12 protein-coding genes are annotated in these 20322 nt (G+C 48.3%); 8 read left to right on the top strand and 4 right to left on the bottom strand.

Annotated features, from left to right (window positions below; genetic code table 11):
* Positions 1-2: 2 nt before the first annotated feature.
* Genes FC652_RS01535 through FC652_RS01545 form a run of 3 tightly spaced genes read left to right on the top strand, consistent with a single transcriptional unit; the run spans position 3 to position 3498 of the window.
* Entirely contained in the window at positions 3-794 is a 792-nt protein-coding gene (locus FC652_RS01535) for a protein-glutamate O-methyltransferase CheR (protein WP_176297226.1), read from the top strand.
* Positions 791-1879: a chemotaxis response regulator protein-glutamate methylesterase gene (locus FC652_RS01540; protein ID WP_176297227.1), complete on the top strand. Its 1089-nt coding sequence runs from the start codon at positions 791-793 to the stop codon at positions 1877-1879. Before FC652_RS01535 ends, FC652_RS01540 begins: the two co-directional genes overlap by 4 nt.
* Positions 1876-3498, top strand: coding sequence for a bifunctional diguanylate cyclase/phosphodiesterase (locus FC652_RS01545; RefSeq protein WP_176297228.1), 1623 nt, complete (start codon positions 1876-1878; stop codon positions 3496-3498). The genes FC652_RS01540 and FC652_RS01545 overlap by 4 nt, the downstream gene beginning before the upstream one ends.
* Positions 3499-3670: 172 nt before the next feature.
* Here the strand turns inward: FC652_RS01545 and FC652_RS01550 are convergent, their stop codons facing one another.
* Both FC652_RS01550 and FC652_RS01555 read right to left on the bottom strand, forming a co-directional pair.
* A complete protein-coding gene (locus tag FC652_RS01550; RefSeq protein ID WP_176297229.1) occupies positions 3671-5683 on the bottom strand; it encodes a methyl-accepting chemotaxis protein in 2013 nt (670 codons plus the stop codon).
* 162 nt (positions 5684-5845) lie between these two features.
* Positions 5846-8131, bottom strand: coding sequence for a YgiQ family radical SAM protein (locus FC652_RS01555; protein WP_369597874.1), 2286 nt, complete (start codon positions 8129-8131; stop codon positions 5846-5848).
* 209 nt (positions 8132-8340) lie between these two features.
* Here FC652_RS01555 and FC652_RS01560 point away from each other — a divergent pair, with 209 nt between their 5' ends.
* From FC652_RS01560 to FC652_RS01575, 4 genes are all read left to right on the top strand, one after another.
* The gene (locus FC652_RS01560) at positions 8341-10803 is read left to right on the top strand and encodes an EAL domain-containing protein (protein ID WP_176297230.1); all 2463 of its coding nucleotides are present in this window, start codon (positions 8341-8343) and stop codon (positions 10801-10803) included.
* 101 nt (positions 10804-10904) lie between these two features.
* A complete protein-coding gene (locus FC652_RS01565) occupies positions 10905-13367 on the top strand; it encodes an EAL domain-containing protein (protein ID WP_176297231.1) in 2463 nt (820 codons plus the stop codon).
* A gap of 90 nt (positions 13368-13457) precedes the next feature.
* Positions 13458-14144 carry a hypothetical protein gene (locus tag FC652_RS01570; RefSeq protein WP_017421927.1) on the top strand — a complete coding sequence of 229 codons (687 nt, stop codon included), beginning with the start codon at positions 13458-13460 and terminating at the stop codon, positions 14142-14144.
* Between the two features lie 103 nt (positions 14145-14247).
* Positions 14248-14448 (top strand): DUF4250 domain-containing protein, encoded by a 201-nt coding sequence (locus FC652_RS01575; protein ID WP_039539839.1) that lies wholly within the window; start codon positions 14248-14250, stop codon positions 14446-14448.
* Positions 14449-14459: 11 nt separating this feature from the next.
* Here the strand turns inward: FC652_RS01575 and metR are convergent, their stop codons facing one another.
* Positions 14460-15371: an HTH-type transcriptional regulator MetR gene (gene metR, locus FC652_RS01580; RefSeq protein ID WP_176297232.1), complete on the bottom strand. Its 912-nt coding sequence runs from the start codon at positions 15369-15371 to the stop codon at positions 14460-14462.
* Between the two features lie 319 nt (positions 15372-15690).
* Here metR and metE point away from each other — a divergent pair, with 319 nt between their 5' ends.
* Complete coding sequence (gene metE / locus FC652_RS01585; RefSeq protein ID WP_176297233.1) at positions 15691-18027, top strand: 5-methyltetrahydropteroyltriglutamate--homocysteine S-methyltransferase; 2337 nt, start codon at positions 15691-15693, stop codon at positions 18025-18027.
* Between the two features lie 119 nt (positions 18028-18146).
* Here metE and pta read toward each other — a convergent pair whose 3' ends face one another.
* The gene (gene pta / locus FC652_RS01590; protein ID WP_176297234.1) at positions 18147-20291 is read right to left on the bottom strand and encodes a phosphate acetyltransferase; all 2145 of its coding nucleotides are present in this window, start codon (positions 20289-20291) and stop codon (positions 18147-18149) included.
* Positions 20292-20322 lie beyond the last annotated feature (31 nt).

The following is a 20322-nucleotide window of genomic DNA, read 5'->3' on the forward strand; positions in this document are numbered from 1 at the left end:
GTATGACCGCCCAGCAATTTAGGCTGGTCCAAAAGCTGTTCGAGAAGCAAACCGGGATTATTTTGGGTGATCACAAGAAACATATGGTGGAAAACCGCTTAAGAAGTTGTTTGAGACGTTTTGAGTACGATACGTTTGAACCCTTTTTCAACGCGTTAACGAGTGATGCGCACCACGAGATCATGGACTGCTTAGTTGATAAGTTGACGACCCATGAGACCGCATTTTTCAGAGAAAAATACCAGTTTGACCTGCTTGCGCAGACATTACAAAACCGAGTGTATGCAAGTGAAGTCAAAGCTTGGAGTGCCGCCTGCTCAACGGGTGAAGAAGCGTACAGCATTGCCTTACTGCTCGATAAGTACAGCAAAAATGGCCATTGGCAAGTGAGGGGAACAGACATCAGTCGCCAATCTATTGAAACCGCGCAAGCCGCATTGTATCGCTTGGCGGATGCCGAAAGCCTTCCTGCAGACATGCGCAAAAAAAATGCCTTACAAGGCACTGGCGAATACCTAGGCCTGTTTACCTTCAGTGAGCACCTTAAGCGTCATTGTCGATTCCATATCATGAACATATTGACCGAACCCGATGGCGAAATGTTTGACTTCGTCTTTCTTAGAAATGTCTTGATCTATTTTACGCCAGTGAGGCAGCAGCAAATCATTGCCAACGTAGCAAAAGTGATAAAGCCAGGTGGTTTGCTTTTTTTAGGGCACAGTGAGAATGTCGTAAGGGGAGAGACTGGACTCATGATGGTGGCCAACTGTGTCTATCGGAAGGTGATGTCATGAATAAAATTAAAGTGTTTATTGTTGATGATTCCGCGGTCATACGCCAAGTGCTCGGTGAGATTATTAATGCTGATCCGAATTTAAGTGTGGTTGGCGTTGCGCCTGATCCTTTGCTGGCGATGAGAAAAATGTCGAAGAATTGGCCCGATGTGGTGTTGTTGGATATCTCGATGCCTAAAATGGACGGCATTAGCTTTTTAAAAGAAATAATGACCACACGGCCCACGCCAGTCGTTATCTGTTCTGCCTTAACGGAAGCAGCGCCTCAGCTTACGCTAGAAGCGTTGTCATCCGGTGCGATTGAAGTCATCAATAAACCTCAGGCGCGTCTCATTGACTATCTCCATTCACCGGAAGCAAAGCAAATACTGAACACATTGAAAGAGGCGGCGAAAACCAAGGTCAAGTCGCTCAAATACCTTGCTGAGAACAACTATCGCACCAAGCACTCACCCGATGTCATTTTGGATGCGCACGATAACGAAACGCATCACCACCCGCTTGAAAAATCAAAACGTATCATCGCCATTGGCAGTTCAACGGGGGGCACCGATGCCATTGAACACCTTTTGAAAGAGCTGCCACCCTTGGTACTGCCCCCAATCGTGGTGGTTCAGCACATGCCTGAACAGTTTACGCGCGCATTTGCCGAACGGCTCAATAGCACCACGGCTCACCAAGTCAAAGAAGCGCAAGATGGTGAAACCTTGAACCATGGCACTGTGTACATTGCCAAAGGTGGGGTGCATTTGCTGGTTAGAAGCGAAAATGGGCAGTATCTTCTAGAGTTAAAAGATGGGCCGCTAGTATCACGGCATAAACCCTCAGTGGATGTACTGTTTCGTTCAGTGACTAAGGTTGCTGGTCAAAATGCACTTGGCATTATTTTGACGGGGATGGGCGACGACGGGGCGCAAGGGATGCTTGAGTTGTTTAAGGCTGGTGCCGTGACCTTTGCGCAGGACGAACAATCATCCCTAGTGTTTGGGATGCCAAAAGAAGCGATCGCAAAAGGCGGAGTCACGAAAGTGTTGTCGCTTGAGATGATCCCCCTTCATATTAGAAAACTAGCAGGTGAACTATGAATAGTTGGATCGATCACATGAGGGCGATGGATATCGCGTACGTGATTTTTGATGCGTCGATGAACATCACTGAAATTTCAGAATCTGCGACCGATATTCTGCGTTTACGCCTAGGGGACTCTCTCAAAGACTTTTCTATCCAATGTGTGGATGAGGAATATAACCCATTTTCTTTCCACACCATGCTCAAGCGGAGTGTTGTTCACGACACCGAGCAAACTTGGGAGCTTGGAATTAACTACCCAGACAAAAACATTGAATGGGTTCGCACTCAAGTGATTCACTATAAACATCAGTATCTTTTGCATTTTACTTCGATTGCTGAACTGATTGCCACGCGTCGTTTAAACAAGCAGCTGTCTACCTTAGATCCCCACACTGGGCTGCTGTATCGTGAAGCATTTTTAGCCAAAGTATCGCAACAAAGTGAACCGGGCATCATGTGTTGCGTTCGGATTTTCAACTACCAGCGTATCAATGAAATCTGGGGAATTGCCGTAGCCAATTTGGTGTTTATGGAAATTCTTGCTCGTGTGTATATGGAGTTAGAACAGGCTTTATGCTGCAAGCATTCCAATGATAGTTTCAATGTTTTTGTTCCTGCCAATCAGTCATTGGATATAGAGACGTTTTACGCCAAGCTCAATGAACCGTTTCACTTTAATGGCAATCAGTTCTTTAGCAATGTGGCACTCGGGTACTATCAAGAAAAAGGGGCTGATGTCCGAGAACAGAGTTTAAACAAAGCGGAAATGGCGATTCTCGATACGCTCTCTCAGCGAGTTCGCTTGGCCGAGTTTCACGAAGATATGGCGAAGCAAATCGAACATCAAAATACGCTAGAGACTGAGTTTCGCAGCGCCCTTCATCAAGACGAACTCGCTGCTTCGTTTATGACGCTGCTACAACCCATTCACGAAGCGCAATCAAAGCGTGTGATTGGCGCAGAATGCTTGATTCGATGGCGATTGCACGACCAATGGGTATCGCCAGTGGAGTTTATTCCGATTGCGGAGAAACTTGGTGAGATTGAACAGTTAACGCGCTTCAACGTGTCACGTTTAAGCCGCGTGGTGAAAACGTTAGAAAAGCAAGGTATCGATACGTTGAAGATGGTGTTTGCCCTCAACATCAGTGTGGTGGAGATTCTCAATGTCGATTTTGTTGACGAAATTCAGCAAGAGATTAATAAAGTGGGGCTCTCGCCAGCACAGATTAAATTGGAGTTAACAGAGTCTGCCTTGATAGATAACTTCAACTATGTCAATCAAGTGCTTGAGCAGCTGCAAACACTAGGCTTTCGTATTTCCATTGATGACTTTGGCACCGGCTTTTCCAGTTTGAGTTATCTTTGTCGTCTGAGCTTTGATGAAATTAAAATTGATCGCGCATTTGTGGCGGAAGTGGTCAACGATAGTCGTCTGCAGACGGTGTTTAACTCGATAGTCTCGTTGGCGTTGAACCTTAACAAGCCGGTGGTTGCCGAAGGGGTAGAAACCCGTGAACAGCTGGCTTATGCACGAGCAAAAAAAGTGGATTGCATTCAAGGCTTCTACTTCAGCAAGCCACTGACTGAAGACGATTTTATTGCCTACGTGCTGCAGCATCAAATGGACTGATCAATCCTATCCTGCGGTATTGACTTGATCCGCAGGGAAACTGCTAGCCACACTGTGGATTGCGTTAACCGAACACCCAATGTGGTCAACATTTAGTTACTAGTTACCGGCACAACGAAAAAGATAAAGGCGCGGATGCGCCTTTATCCTTTTTAGTTAGCGTGAACCAGAATCAGAGTTTAAAGCGCGCAACCACGGCTTCAAGTTCCTCGACTTTTTTGTACAACAAGTTGACCGCTTTGGCACCATCCTGAGTGGAACGGACCGAGTTGTCTGCGATTTGGCTAATGGTGCTGATATCGCGGGACATTTCTGCGGTGGCAGTAGCTTGCTCGTTGCCCGCGTTGGCAATCATTTCAATCATGTGGTTGACATCTTGTGCTCGAGAAACGATTTGTGTGAGAGCCTGCCCGGCAGAGTTAGAAAGATTTACTCCCTCGGCAACAAGTTGCGTGCCTTCGCTCATCCGTTCCACCGCTTGGCGCGTTTCATGTTGAATCGAGGTAATTAAACCACCCACTTCTTCGGTTGCTTTTGAGGTGCGCTCAGCAAGACCTCGCACTTCATCCGCCACGACTGCAAACCCGCGGCCAAGCTCTCCCGCCCTTGCTGCTTCAATGGCTGCATTCAGCGCGAGTAAGTTAGTTTGTTCAGCAATGTCGTTAATCACTTTAATCACATTGCCAATTTCTTCCCCACGTTTACCTAAGCTATCCACGGTTTCGGCCGTTTCGTTGACCACAGAGGAAATCCGGTTCATGCCATTGACCGTTTCTTGCATCAATTTTCCACCATTGGTTGCTTCCTCTCCGGCGACTCGAGCGCTTGCCGCGGCCTCTTGGCTTTGATCGGCGACTTGTTTAACCGTTACCGTCATCTCTTCAACGGCACTTGCGATCAACGTGGCTTTATCTGCTTGCTCTTGAATACCACTTGCTACTTCTCGGCTCATGGCATCAACGGTTTGTGTGTTGCTCGCGACCTCTGTTGCTACAGACGCTATATCAGACATCACATTGCGCAGCGAAATCTGCATTTCATCAATCGCGCTTGCGAGATCACCTAACTCGTCTTCGTTATTGTCTGCAATCGCTGAAGTGGATAAATTTCCTGCTGCAATCGCTCTTGCTTTCGTCACGAGTAAATTGATCCGCTTTTTGACGCTGTTGGTTAGCCACCAAGCAACAAACGCACCGATGATCACTACACTGACAACATTAATACTTAACCAGACTATGATCGTATTCATGTTGTCATTTAAAACACCAAGTGCCCATACGGCGTCATCTTTTTCTTCTTGAGAAGATCCATCGAGAATATCTTCAAGGACATTGATATGTGATTTTTTCAATTGCCCTAGTAAGTCGATCGCTGCAAACTTATCACTTGGTTTGTAACTATCGAACACCTCTTGAGCCACTTTAACGATTTCCAAATAGTATTGTTCTATTTGGTTAATATCTCTTAGTTCATTGGGTTTCTGCTCTAATGGCTTGAGTGCTTGCAAATACTCGGAAAATGACTTTGCATCCTTGGTAAATGCGGCTTGTGCATCAGGTTCGCCCATCATATAGCTGTTGAGTGAGGCAAGCATATCACCCGCTTCATCGATTAACTCAAGGTAGTAGCGCACGCCGGGTAAGTCATCGTTGAGTGATTCCGCTAAATCGGTGGTGTTGTAGGCATCGGAAAACTCTTGTTCTTTTGCGGTATCGAGTAAGGTTTCTAAAGGCGCTCCGACATTTCTGTTTAGCATGGCAATTTTTTCTCTCGCCATTCTTTCTTGGTCTGGAGAGTATTTACCGAAGACATTGGTTGTGACCTGAGCAACATAGTCATTCGTTAATGATAAAATTTTATCCATCTTCTCGATGTCACTCGCTTTGTTCGATTCCAAAGGACGTAAGATGGAATAATAGTGCTTAAATTCTTCAGCATTTTGCTTGAAGTCGGCTGCTTCTTCCGTTGACCCATTCATGTACTTCAATGCATTGGTTTGCAGATCGCCCACTTCGTCAAGTACGTTCAAGTAAGCGAGAACACCAGGAACATCATCAGATTCAATTTCTCGTGAGACGGTTGCCGATTGGTCGACAAGAGACCAAACCATAAAAGCCAGTGCCAAAGTGGTGGCGACAATAATGGAAAAACCTAAATATAAAGAGTGGGACAGTTTGAGTTGCATTATTCTCTCTCCAATAAGAGCAAGCTTTTTGAATAAAGTATGGAGAGGATTTGGGTAAGTGCAAAAATAAACTGATAAAAATATCGATATGGAAAGAGTTGTCCAACTTACCAGAATATTTTAGGGATAAAAAAACGCGCTCGCGCGCGTTTTTTTATCGGCTTAACGTTGTCGACTCTGGGTTGGTCGAGAGCCTTGAGATTGTGAGCTACCGCCGCGAGGGTTTTGCTTACGTTGGCCATTGTTTGTGACGTTCTGGCCACCTGTTTTGGCGCCACTGCGTTTGGCTTGCCCCGGATTGGCGGGCTTTCCGCCATTTTGACGCTGTTTATCACCTGGGAAACCCGGTTGGGTGCTGGTGTGTTTGGTAGCAAAACGGTTGGCACCATGGCGGCCTGATTTACGACGCTGCGCTGGCGTGCGAGCATCCACATCTTCCGCTGGCACCAAACAGCCCGGTTTATCACCGATCAAATACTTTTTACCCATGCTGATCAGTGCTTCTCGGATTTGCGGCCAGTTGGCTGGATCGTGGTAGCGCAGCAGTGCTTTGTGCAGACGACGCTGACGTTCCCCTTTAGCGACAGGCACATCTTCACGCTGCTTATACTTAACGCGCTTCAACGGGTTAGTCTCAGAGTAATACATCGATGTTGCGTTACACATCGGCGATGGGTAGAAGTTCTGTACCTGATCGCACTCGTAATTGTTCTTTTTCAGCCACAGTGCCAAGTTCAGCATATCTTCATCGGTCGTGCCCGGGTGAGCAGAGATGAAGTAAGGGATCAGGTACTGCTTCTTGCCTGCTTCTTGGCTGTACTTATCGAACATCTCTTTGAAGCGATCGTAAGTGCCCATACCCGGCTTCATCATCAGGTCGAGAGGGCCCTTTTCGGTGTGCTCAGGCGCAATTTTCAAGTAACCACCAACGTGGTGTGTAACCAGCTCTTTCACGTATTCTGGTGATTCAATCGCGAGATCATAACGAACGCCCGAGGCGATCATCACCTTCTTCACGCCCTCTACCTGACGCGCTGCGCGGTAAAGGTCGATGGTGTGTTTATGATCGGTATTGAGTTTATGACAGATACCTGGGAAGACACACGATGGGCGACGACAGTTGGCTTCGGCTTTTGGATCGCTACAACCGAGACGATACATGTTGGCCGTTGGCCCGCCTAAGTCAGAAATGGTGCCTGTAAAGCCGGGTACTTTATCGCGGATCTCTGCCAGCTCGGTCAAAATCGACTCTTGTGAACGGTTTTGGATGATGCGTCCTTCGTGCTCGGTGATTGAGCAGAATGAACAGCCACCAAAACAGCCACGCATGATGTTGACGGAGGTTTTGATCATGTCATAGGCAGGAATCTTCGCTTTACCATATTTCGGATGCGGAACTCGCGCATATGGCAACCCGAACACATAATCCATCTCTTCGGTGGTCAGCGGGATCGGCGCTTGGTTTACCCACAGCTCGCGGTTTCCGTGACGCTGGATCAGTGCGCGGCCAGAATAAGGGTTGGTTTCCAAGTGGAGAATACGGCTGGCGTGCGCATAAAGAATGCGGTCGTTTTGCAGCTTCTCGAAACTTGGCAAACGCACCGCCGTGGTCGCAGCGTCGTGACGCGAAGGGCGAATAGTAATCGGCTGCGCTTTGGGCTCTTCCGATTTGGTTTCACACTGCGTTTCCACTTCGTATGGATTTGGCGGAATAAAGGCTTCTTTACGTGGCTTCTCGATGCGTGAGGAATCGATGATGGTGTAGCCTTCGGGCTCTGCCGAAAGGTTAACCGCGGTGCCACGAATGTTGGTCATTTGAGCGATCTCTTCGCCCTCAGCCAAACGATGCGCCACTTCCACCAGTGCACGTTCTGCGTTACCAAACAACAAAATGTCTGCTTTGGCATCAAGCAAAACAGAGCGACGCACTTTGTCGGACCAGTAATCGTAGTGAGCAACACGGCGTAAGCTAGCTTCAATGCCGCCTAAAACGATAGGCACGTCTTTATAGGCTTCACGACAACGTTGCGAGTAAACAAGTGTGGCGCGGTCTGGGCGCTTGCCGCCTTCGTTGTTTGGCGTGTAGGCGTCATCGTGACGTAATTTTTTGTCTGAGGTGTAGCGGTTGATCATCGAGTCCATGTTGCCTGAGGTAACACCAAAAAACAGGTTTGGTCTACCCAGCGACATGAAGTCGGTTTTATCTTGCCACTGTGGTTGAGCAATGATGCCCACGCGAAAGCCTTGTGCTTCCAGTAAGCGACCGATGATGGCCATACCAAAACTCGGGTGGTCGACATAGGCATCGCCGGTGACTAGGACAATGTCACAGCTATCCCAACCCAATGCGTCCATCTCTTTTCTGCAGGTTGGCAGAAAAGGCGCGGTGCCAAAACATTCGGCCCAATATTTTTTGTGGGTATGGATAGGGGTAATATCGCTGTGCATAAAATAACCTCAGATTTTGCGAGCGCGAATTATAGCGGCTTGTGAGACCACTATCCACCACTACATAACCCTAGTTTTATCACGTATTTTCGCTAACTAAAGTCCACTAGTAAGAAGCAAGCTAAAAACTGTAGGGGCAGTCAAGGATAGCGTTGGGCAACGACTCTATAATTATGAAACAAGAGTCGTATTTGGCATGGAGTTGGCCCATGAATGAGAAGTTAGTTGGTTCGTCGAGTGAAGTTCAGGCTCATGAAAATGTCATTGGTGTCGCGTATGACTGGCGGCTCAACTTTGTTACTCAACGGTTTGAATGCGAAGAGAGTGCCGCCTATGCCTTATTTGGTGTGGAGATCTTTCCCATTACCACCAAGCAGCTCATTCAGTGGTTGCCGATTTCTCAACGGAAAAAAGCGATCGACGCTTTTCGCCAAGTGTTAACGACAGGTGTCAGTCAACGTTATCAATGTGCGCTAGTGACGCCGTTAAACATTGTCACTTTTGTTGAGTTTGATATTGAAAGGCAAGGAGAGAATCAGCTTGCTGGAACCGTCACACCATTGTTGCTCCTGCGTGATGCCGATGAAGTGGCCGAGCTGTTTTATCGCTTGTTTGAAAACGACCACCACGGCATTTTAGTGACCGATGAAGAGACTCGCATCCTCGCGTGTAATGCCTATTTTGAACGCCTCACTGGGTATCATCGCCGCGATCTTATCGGTCTTAAATCTCGTATTTTTAACGCAGACAAACACTCCGAGCATTTCTATCAGTCGATGTGGCACGCCCTTGCGACGGAAGGCAGTTGGTCTGGGGCGATTTTGACCCGAACCTCTGGGGGAGAGAACACGCCACAAGATCTTACCATCCAGAAAGTGACTTTAGCGGGGCGAGACTATTTTATTGGGTTTAGTGCCGATCTCTCGACGCATCTCAATCGCCTTAATGATCGGGAAAAAGGAGGTATTGATCTGCTCACTCAGTTGCCCTCTAAAGAGAAGTTCCTGCGCTTATTGGAAGTGTGGCACCAAAGCGAGAGAGACAAATCAACGCTCCTCCTTCTGGCGATACAGCCGAATTTCTCTTACAGCACCGAGTTGAACGTCAAAAGAGAATTTGCTCAGTTTCTGTTTGAGCACAGCCATAACCACTTAGTGGGTTATCTTGGCAATGATCGCTTCGTCGTCGGGCTGGAGATAACACATCATCCTCATATCTCAGTCATCCGTCAGGTTCGCCAGCGCATGAAGCGTTTTTTTCACGGTTTCAAGCAAGCCAAAGGCGAGGTTTCACAAGCGTTAACCCAAGGGAAAACCGGTGTTTCGGTTCTCGGTGTTGACGCAAAAACGCCAGCGGCACTGTTCACGCATGCTAATCAGGCTCTGTTGGAAATGCATTCTGGTCAGCAACGGCACATCAGTTTTTATGATCACGCTATGCACTTACAAATCGAAAAGAAAAAGCGCTTAGAAACCTTATTGCTTGAGTGTATCGAGCAGAAAACCATTGAAGTGCATTACCAGCCGATTATCGATCTGCAACAGTGGCGAGTGGATAAATTCGAAGCCTTGTGCCGCTTTCCCTCTGCATTGAGCCAAGAAGCCTCGGTTCAGGAGTTGATCAATATCGCCGAGGACTTGGACATGATTGAAGTCCTCGACCAGCAGGTGGCAAGGCAAGCATTAAGCGATCTTGAGTATTTGCAGTGTTGTTTTGGGCCACAAGTGGGTATTTCGTTTAATCGTTCCATCAGTTCGTCAACGGGCGTCAGCCAGTTGTTGATGCAAACGGCGTTGCTGATTGATGAAAGTGGTGTACAACCTGAGCAAGTGACGGTGGAAATCACGGAAAATGCCTATTTTGAAAGTGAAGAACACAAAGCAGATGGCCTGAAGCTGCTACGTAAAGCGGGCGTTTCTATTGCTGTTGACGATTTTGGTACCGGCTACTCTTCGTTTCAATACCTCACACAATGCCATTTTGATGTGCTCAAAATCGATCGCGCGTTTGTGCAAAATATTCGTGTGAACTCCAATCAATACCGTATTGTGCGCTCGCTGACAGAGCTTTCGCATCAACTGGGCTTGCGGGTGGTGGCTGAAGGGGTAGAAAGCGAAACCGAGCTGCAAATTTTGGCGCAAATCGGTGTGGATAGCGTTCAGGGGTACTTTTTTGCTAAGCCTTTTGCCCTCAAAAGTGACGCCCAGCAGCAATTCGAAGCGCTCTCTTTAGCATCCTACCAGAAGAAATACGGCTCAAAAGGGTGCGTTTGCGATCTTGCCACGCCCGCGACGCCTCATCTTGACCCGGGGGACCCAATCTCGTTAGCGTTTGAATATTTACAGCGAGATGAGCTCAATATAATTCCGGTGGTGGACGGTCGGAAATGTGTAGGGTTTGTCGATAGAGAAGCGATGAACTTGCATTTAACGCCAGGGATGGGCACAGAGCTGGAAACCATGAAAGAAGCCGGTTTGTGGAACAAGCGCGTCAATCAAGTGATGGTGTTGAATTTTTCAACGCTGCATTGGCACACACAAATGAGCGCGTTGTCGGTGGTCATTAACCAATTGGAATTGTTTCCTTGGATCATGGTGGATGACGCTGGAGACTATAAGGGTGTGATTGAAATGCACGCGGTCCTTAAATATTTACGCAAGAATCTTGGGTAGTTCGGCTGGTGTAACCGCGCCCCATCACCTAATTTTAAAGAGGCTAGGGTTTTTACTAACGTCAACGCAGTGGCTAGCGTGAGATTCGTTAAGGAAAAACTATGTTACGACGCACCAGAGGGGATCCGAGTTCTGGCGATAGTGCTGCTCGTCTAGAAACGTATGAATGGCATTGGAAGCACGGTGAGTCTTGTTTGCAGGTGAGCGAAGAATTATTTCGTCATTTTTGGCGTGTCGGACTGAGTGATGACGTCAGCGCATTGTTTTGGTCTTCGTTTACTACCATCGATAAACTGCAATTGCTCAACTTGCTCGATCGAGCATGCCAAGCAAAAAAATCAGGCAGCTATCGTTGTTGGATTAGTCTCAACTCGGTCAGTCACTATGTGCTGTTTCGATTTGTTCCCCAAGCGGAAAATGCCGTAGCGGGGGAAATCCGCAAGCTGTTTAGTGTCGATAGCAAAGGAAATGAGTTTTCGACGCTGTTTCGCCAAGCGTTCGACAATGATCATCATGGCATTTTGCTCACGGATGCCGCGACACAGATCTTGCTGTGCAATCGCTACTTCGAAAATCACACAGGTTACAAACTCAATCAAATTGTTGGGCAGTGCGCGTCGATTTTGGATTCAGGCAAACACAGCGATGAGTTTTATCAAAGTATTTCTGAAGAGGTAAACAGCAAAGGGCTGTGGCAAGGCGTGGTGCTTATTCGTACCTTTGGTGGTGCGATTGTGCCGCAAGAACTGACGCTGCAAAAACTCACTTGTGACGACAAAGTCTATTACCTTGGTTTGTATGTTGATTTCTCTGACCGCCTCTATCGTCTGGCCGATATGGAGCATGGTGGTGTGGAGTTGTTGACACAATTGCCCACAGAAAAACAGTTTACCCAGCAACTGACGGTGCGCTGGATGGACTCGAATAATGATGACTTGTTAATGGTGCTGGCATTTTTGCCCAATTTCGCGGCAGGTGATGAATATGAACTGAAACAACGTCTGTCGGAAAGCTTAGAGAAAAACCGCGTCAGTAGCACCGTGGGCTATTTAGGCGGCAACCACTTTGTTGCGGCGATTGAATGCAACAAAAGCCAAGGACCGAATCAGGTTCAAATCATTCATCAAACCATCCGTAAGTTTTTCGCTCAGCTGACCCATTTGAGTGGTGAGGAAGTGCAAAATGCGGTGTTGCGCGGCAAAGTGGGTGTCTCGATACTGGGGCATGATACACAAAACCCTAAAGTGATGGTGTCACACGCGGTACAAGCGATGCTGAACCACGAAGGGGCTTACAAGGGGATGATCACCTTTTACCACGGCTCCATTCACCGGGAAGTTTTGCGACGCCGAGAGCTGGAAGAGTTAGTGGTGCGGTCTATTCGTGAAGAGTCGGTTGAGGTGTTCTATCAACCCATCGTTGATACGGTAACGTGGGACATTGCTAAGTTTGAAGCGCTGTGCCGTTTTAAAGACAAACATGGTCAGTGGCAAAATACTCAAGAAATGGTCGGCATTGCGGAAGATCTTGAAATGGTCGCTGATCTGGATTGGACAGTAGGCAAGAAATCGTTGGAAGGGTTAAAGGCGATCCATCAACGTTTTGGCCAGCGGATTGGCATCACCATCAATCGCTCACTCAACACCAAGTTAGGTGCAGAAGAGGTGTTACAAAACGCGGAGCAGATGGTTTGCATGTACGCCGATACGCCGGAACTCGTGACAATAGAACTGACGGAAAGCGCGTATTTTGATAGCGAATCGAACCAATCGGAACTGATAAAACGCATTCGTCACTTAGGCGTTAGTGTCGCCATTGATGATTTCGGAACGGGTTATTCTTCGTTCACCTACCTCAGTGATTGCAACTTTGACTTGCTCAAAATCGACAGAGAGTTTGTGACCAATATTCGTATAGGTACGCATAAGTACCACATCGTCCGAATGATCACGGAGCTATCCCATACCCTTAACGTGAAAGTGGTGGCCGAAGGCGTGGAAACCAAACAGGAATTGGAAGTCTTGTGTGGGTTAGGGGTGGATTTCATTCAAGGCTACTTTTTCTCTAAGCCCCTGCCTTTGGATCAACTGCACTTAGCTTGGAACTATCAAGCTCAACTGAGTGACTTCCTTGAAAGTAACGAGAGTGTGCGAAGCATGGGCGTGCTAAGGCTCTCTTTAGCGACGCAAAGCACGCTTGGGCCTCAAGACACCCTTGGGCAAGCAAAAGCGCTTTTGGATGCGGGCACCCTTACGGTGATACCGATTGTGGATGATGATGAATGCCTTGGCATTGTTGATAGCGAAACGCTCAATTTGCATCTTTCCGCGACGTTAGGCACAAAACTGGAAACCATGAAAGATCTCTCGATCTCGAAACGGACGCTAAATCAGGTGATGAAGACCCAGTTCTCGAGCATCAGCTACCAGACCAAAGCGGTGGATATCGGCGAGTTGATCGTTCAAGAGTTGCCATTCCCTTGGGTGGTGTTGGATGAGTTGGGCAAATACATGGGCGTTGTGACGCAAAAAGAGGTGCTGCGTTACTTTGCTCAGGGATGTTAGGCATGTGGCAATCTTAAGGACATCAATTGCTGTTCGATAAGGCTTTGGGTATCATGCCTGCCCAGTTTTAATCGCATAGCGTTATTCATCATGGTTCAGTTCTTACTCTCTTCGTTTGCTCCAATGTTACTAGGAGCACAACTTGTTTTGACTCTTGTTTTGGTTAAAGGCGATATTTGCCCGGGCCAACGTGGCCGCATTCATAAACTGCTTCCTGCGATTGGTTTGATGTGGATGGCGGTCTCTTCCATTGAGATTGCTGCATTTTTAGTGGTGTTTGCCATTTTCTATTTCTACTCCAAAGTACAAACTGGCAAAACGCGTGATGCAGGGCCACTTTGGGTTCTCTACTTAGCCGATGGCTTAGCGGTGTCGTTTGTTGCGATTCAGGCGATGAAGCAACCCATGTGGGGGGCGTCTGTGGCGACGGTGATGATGGTGGTACTGCTTGGCGCGGCGTTTGCGCACTTGTTGTTAGTGATTGCTCGCTCACGTTTGCAAGCCTTCCACCGCATTTTGCCGTTTAGCGGTATTGTGGCGGCGATGGGCCTAGCGCTTTCGTTGCTGGCTGTTGCGTCTGGCTTTGATGAACAGGCACAGACTCAAGCCATCACCTTGATTCTCACCAGCCTAGCGCTGGTCATTGGCGGCATTGTTGTGTGGTGTTGGCATATTTTCACCGGAAAAACCGCCAGCAAACTTCAGCTTTCAACCTCGTGGCTGATGGTAGTGGCTGCCACTGTCTCTATGCAGATTTTGTTTGTGGTGAATGGATAAGTCTCATCTCTGACGAACATTCAAACATTTAGACCCGCTTCACTTTATCCACTTGAAATAGTGACTACGCTTAATAGAGATGTACCAACAAAGGAGCGTAGTCATGGATCTGAGTAACGTCGCCCGTTTAGACAGCATTATTCTACTGGGCATCGTCAACGAGAAGTTACGACTGGAATGCGACAGCTTTGAAGATCTGGTCAGCATGTACGAAATGGACGTTGAGCAAGTGGTTGGCAAACTGGATGTCTTGGGCTACCAATACGATCCGCTCACCAACCAATTCAAATCATACTCTCGCTAGTGACCATTCCCTTAAGCCATCTTGATGCCATCAAGATGGCTTTTGCATTGTTGTCTTGCCGTCGCAAAGAAGGCTTGAAGATAGCGTTTGTCTTTATCGGCATTGCGTGTGGCGGCAAACAGTCGTCGCCACAATCCCTTACCTAATGGAATACTGGTGATCAGCCCTTGGCGAGAAAATTCGCTGATCGCCCAGTTGGGCAGAGCCGCAACCCCTAAACCAGCCGAAACCATCTGCACCAGCATCAGTGTGTTGTCTGCTTGTTTCCAGCGAGCGGGCTCGATACCGGCGGGCGCCAAAAAGTGTTTCACCACGTCTAAACGTTGTTTTTGTACCGGATAAGTCAACATGGTCTGATCGGCGAGATCGTCAGGTTGTAAGCGCTCTTTGCTTGCAAGAGGATGGTTGGTGGCGGTAATCAGGCGCATTTCAAAATCAAACAGTGGCTCGTAATGCACTTCAGAGCGAGGCTGGATATCGGACGTGATCACCAAATCCAGTTCACCAGCCATCAAAGCGGGTAGGGGCTCAAAGCCAAAACCGGAGGAAAAATCGAGGGTTACGCTCGGCCAGGCCAACTGATATTCCTTAAGAGCCGGCATGAGCCACTGGAAGCAGGAGTGGCATTCAATCGCCATGTGTAAGCGGCCATTCACGTCTTCTTTTAAGCTCGCCAACTCATTCTCTGCTCTGGCTAACTTTGGCAAAATCTCGTCGGCTAAGCGCAGCAAAATTTCCCCTTCTGAGGTGAACTTAACGGGGCGAGTTTTGCGCAAAAAGAGCTGACCACCAATACGCGCTTCCAAATCTTTAATTTGATGCGAGAGCGCCGATTGAGTGAGATGCAGTGATGTCGCTGTGGCGGTTAATGAGCCTGTGTCTCGCAATGACGTTAGTGTTTTTAAATGTTTTAGCTCAATCATGAATCCCTCTCAACCAATCGCTCGTTACATGAGCCTTTTTAACTTACCCAGTTTTTTTGGAGCTGTAAACATCTAGACGTCTATTTATTTTGGTTGATGTTTCTTTTCTTATGATGAATTTTTCTAATAAACAAGTTGAATAAATGGAGATTGTCGAAACGCGAGGTTAGCGAGATAGTTTAGCCATCCAGACATCTTGTTGAATGAAGCGAACGAGATGCAACGAACGAGATGTCATGCATCCGCTCAGCAGCAGTTTGCGAGCAGCATAATCATCCCAGCATAGAAAAATCACGCATAAAAGAATAAGGAATTTGACATGACAACGACCACGCATATCCTTGGCTATCCCCGTATCGGCGAAAAACGCGAACTCAAATTTGCCCAAGAAAAATATTGGCGCGGTGAAATCGACCAAGCTGAGCTGAAAAAAGTCGGTGCGGAGCTGCGCCACAAAAACTGGCAAACTCAAGCCACAGCAGGGCTTAGCTTTGCCGTTGCAGGGGACTTCGCATGGTACGACCATGTTCTGACCACCACCTTGTTGCTTGGCCATGTGCCAAAACGCCATCGTCATGGCTTCCCTGATTTGGATACCTTGTTCCGAGTGGGCCGTGGTCAGTCGCAATCGAGCTGTGCGTGTCATGGTGCGGCGGCGTCAGACATGACGAAATGGTTCAACACCAACTATCACTACATCGTGCCAGAGTTCAGTAAAGAGGACACCTTTGAAGTCAGCTGGCCGCAACTGTTTGAAGAAGTGAACGAAGTCGTACAAGCTGGCCACAAGGTAAAACCGGTGTTGCTTGGCCCACTGAGTTACCTCTACCTTGGGAAGGAAATTGAAGACGGATTTGACCGCTTAACACTGTTACCTCGTTTGCTCACCGCTTACCAAGCGATTTTGGCCAAGTTGGCCAAGCAAGGTGTTGAGTGGGTGCAAATTGATGAACCTATTCTTGCACTTGAGTTGGAAAAGCCATGGCTTGATGCATTTAAGCTTGCTTACCAAGTGATCCGCAGCGATGTAAAAGTGCTGCTGACCACCTATTTTGACTCTGTTGTTGATTCGCTTGATCGCATTGTCGAGCTCTCAGTGGACGGCCTTCATGTCGACCTTTCTGCCGCACCTGAGCAGTTGGATGCGGTGCTGGCTAAGTTGCCGCAAAATTGGGTGCTGTCGCTTGGGGTTGTCAACGGTCGTAACGTGTGGCGTTCGGATGTTAAAACGCAGCTAGAGCGCCTTCAGCCCGTGAAAGCGGAATTAGGCGAGCGCCTTTGGGTCGCCAGTTCATGTTCGCTGCTGCATTCTCCGGTGGATTTAGAGCTAGAAGCGGGTTTGTCTGCAGAAGTGCGTAGTTGGTTTGCTTTTGCGAAACAAAAAGTGTCAGAAGTGGTGCTCCTGGGTAAAGCGCTGGATGGTGATGCGGCGTCGATTGCACAGTGTGAGGCGTACAGCCAGCCAATCCAAGCACGCAAATCGGCTGCTCATGTACACAAAGCAACGGTACAGTCACGAGTCAATGCGATTACCGCAGAGCTTGCACAGCGCAGTGTGCCTTATGCTGAACGTGCGCGACACCAAGCTGAGGTGCTGCAGTTGCCACTATTACCAACCACCACCATTGGTTCTTTCCCGCAAACCAGCGAGATCCGTGTTCAGCGCAGTGCCTATCGCAGCGGTCAGCTTTCCTCAGCAGAGTATGAACAAGCGCTAAAAGGCCACATAGCGGATGCGGTCAAACGCCAAGAGGCGCTCGATCTCGATGTGCTTGTGCACGGTGAAGCGGAGCGCAACGACATGGTTGAGTATTTTGCTGAACACTTAGCGGGCTTCCAAACCACGCAATTTGGTTGGGTGCAAAGCTACGGCTCGCGCTGCGTGAAACCGGCCATTGTGGTCGCGGATATTGAGCGCGAGCAGTCTATCACGGTGGGTTGGTCTAGCTACGCCCAGTCACTCACTTCAAAACAGATGAAAGGCATGCTGACGGGCCCGGTGACGATTCTATGCTGGACATTCCCACGTGAAGACATCAGCCGTAAAGCGATCGCCCAGCAATTGGCGTTGGCGCTTCGTGATGAAGTATCGGATCTGCAAGATGCAGGCATCAATATCATTCAAATTGATGAACCTGCGATTCGTGAAGGTCTGCCACTGAAAAAACGTGATCATCAAAACTACCTAGATTGGGCAGTCGAAGCGTTTCGCATTTCAGCGGCGAGTGCGAGGCCAGAAACGCAGATCCACACTCACATGTGTTACAGCGAGTTCAACGAAATCATTGAGTCGGTGGCGGCATTGGATGCGGATGTGATTACCATTGAAACGTCACGCTCGAACATGGAACTGCTTAAAGCATTTGAAGAGTTCAACTACCCAAATGAAATTGGCCCAGGTGTGTATGATATCCATTCGCCAAACATTCCAAGCGAAGAGTGGATTGTCGATCTCGTGAAGAAAGCGGCGCAGAAGATCCCAGTAGAGCGTTTGTGGGTAAACCCAGACTGCGGATTGAAAACACGCAACTGGCCAGAAACCGAAGCGGCATTGGCAAACTTGGTGTCTGCCGCAAAACGCTTGAGAAAAGAGTTCGCCAAGGAGACTAGCGCTGTGAATAGCGAGGTAGTGGCAGAGGTAGAAACAGAAGCTTAAAGCGAGTGTGTAAGAAAACAGAATGAGTCATAAAACAAAAGGGGTTGGCATAGTGCCAACCCCTTTTTCTTTGTTATCGCTGCTCAGTCTTACTGACAAGAGACAAAAGATTCAGTGGATTATTGCTGATCTTGAGTCGCTTGGATTGCAGTTAGAGCGATGGTGTAGACGATATCGTCGACTAGCGCGCCACGAGACAGGTCGTTTACCGGCTTGCGCATACCTTGCAGCATTGGACCGATAGAAACAAGGTCTGCTGAACGTTGTACCGCTTTGTAAGTCGTGTTACCCGTGTTGAGATCTGGGAATACGAATACAGTCGCCTTACCTGCTACTGGAGAGTTAGGCGCTTTAGACGCTGCCACGTTTTCCATGATCGCTGCGTCGTACTGCAGAGGACCGTCGATGATCAGATCAGGACGTTTCTCTTGAGCCAGTTTGGTTGCTTCACGCACTTTATCAACGTCTGCACCCTTACCAGATTCACCAGTCGAGTAAGAGATCATTGCTACGCGTGGGTCGATACCAAAGGCTGCTGCAGAATCCGCAGATTGAATCGCGATTTCTGCAAGCTGTTCAGCAGTTGGGTCTGGGTTGATCGCACAGTCACCGTAAACCAGTACTTGATCAGGCAGAAGCATGAAGAATACAGAAGATACGATAGACGCATTTGGTGCAGTCTTGATGATTTGGAACGGAGGAACGATGGTGTTTGCCGTCGTGTGGACCGCGCCAGATACGAGACCGTCAACTTCGTTGTTCTCAAGCATCATAGTGCCTAGGAACACAGAATCTTGCAGCTTCTCACGAGCGACAACTTCCGTCATGCCTTTCGAGCCACGTAGCTCAACAAGACGAGCAACGTAGTTTTCGCGAATCGCGTCTGCATCGATGATCTTAACGCCAGCGCCCAGTTCAACACCTTGTTGTGCTGCCACGCGCTTGATCTCTTCAGGGTTACCTAACAGCACACATTCTGCGATACCGCGTTCAGCACAGATCGCTGCCGCTTTCACAGTACGTGGCTCGTCACCTTCAGGAAGAACGATGCGTTTACCCGCTTTACGAGCAAGCTCAGTCAACTGGTAACGGAATGCTGGAGGACTTAGACGACGAGAACGCTCAGTACCTTCCGTCATTGACTCAATCCAGTTGCCATCGATGTGACCCGCAACGTGGTCGTTGATGAACTCGATACGCTCTTTATCGTCGGCAGGTACTTCTAGGCTGAAGCTCTGTAGATTGAGCGAAGTCTGCCAAGTGTTACCTTGTGCTTTGAAAATAGGAAGACCAGTTTCAAACGCTGGCTTACATAGGTTTTCGATCTCTTTAGGAATATCGTAACCGCCAGTTAGCAGTACTGCACCGATTTCCACGCCGTTCATTGCCGCTAGAGAAGCCGCAACGATAACGTCTGGACGATCTGCTGAAGTCACCAGCAGTGAGCCTGGCTTGAAGTGCTCAATCATGTGTGGCAGAGAACGTGCACAGAAGGTGATGCTCTTAATACGACGAGTGTTGATGTCGCCTTCGTTGATCACTTCTGCTTTCAGGTGTTTCGCCATATCGATTGCGCGAGTTGCAATCAGGTTGATGCTCCATGGCACACAACCTAGAACGCGAATTGGGCTAGAGTTGAAGATCTGCATCACTTCTAGCTGGTTTTGTTTCGCGCTGTCTGCGTCATCGAAGATCTCTGATAGATCAGGACGCGTACGGCCTGCTTCATCAACTGGCGCGTTTAGCTTGTTGATGATAACACCAGAGATGTTTTTGTTTTTCGTGCCACCGAAGTTTGAACAAGCCACTTCGATACGCTCTTTTAGCTGTGCTGGGTTGTCAGTGCCTGGGGTCGCCACGAGAACAATTTCAGCACCAAGTGTTGCTGCGATTTCCGCGTTCACCTGGTTAGCAAATGGGTGCTTACGAGTAGGAACAAGACCTTCGATTAGCGTAACGTCTGCATCTTTGTTAATTTGGTTGTAACGTTCTACAACCGTTTCTAGCAGTTCGTCCATGTTGTCGTTACCGATGAGGCTTTCAGCAACAGACATTAACAATGGCTCGCCAATCTTCATACCTACGTTGGTACGAACGATGGTAGTGGTAAGATCTGGCAGATCACCGCCACTACGTGGTTGTGCGATAGGCTTGTAGAAAGAAACTTTAACACCTTTGCGCTCCATGGCGCGAAGGATACCCATGCTTACGCTAGTAAGACCAACACCAGCACTCGCAGGGATAAGCATAATAGTACGGGACATCAGAGAAAGTACCTTTAACTATTGGGGGATT

The organism is Vibrio sp. 05-20-BW147, from assembly GCF_013369385.1.
GTDB lineage: Bacteria > Pseudomonadota > Gammaproteobacteria > Enterobacterales > Vibrionaceae > Vibrio > Vibrio floridensis.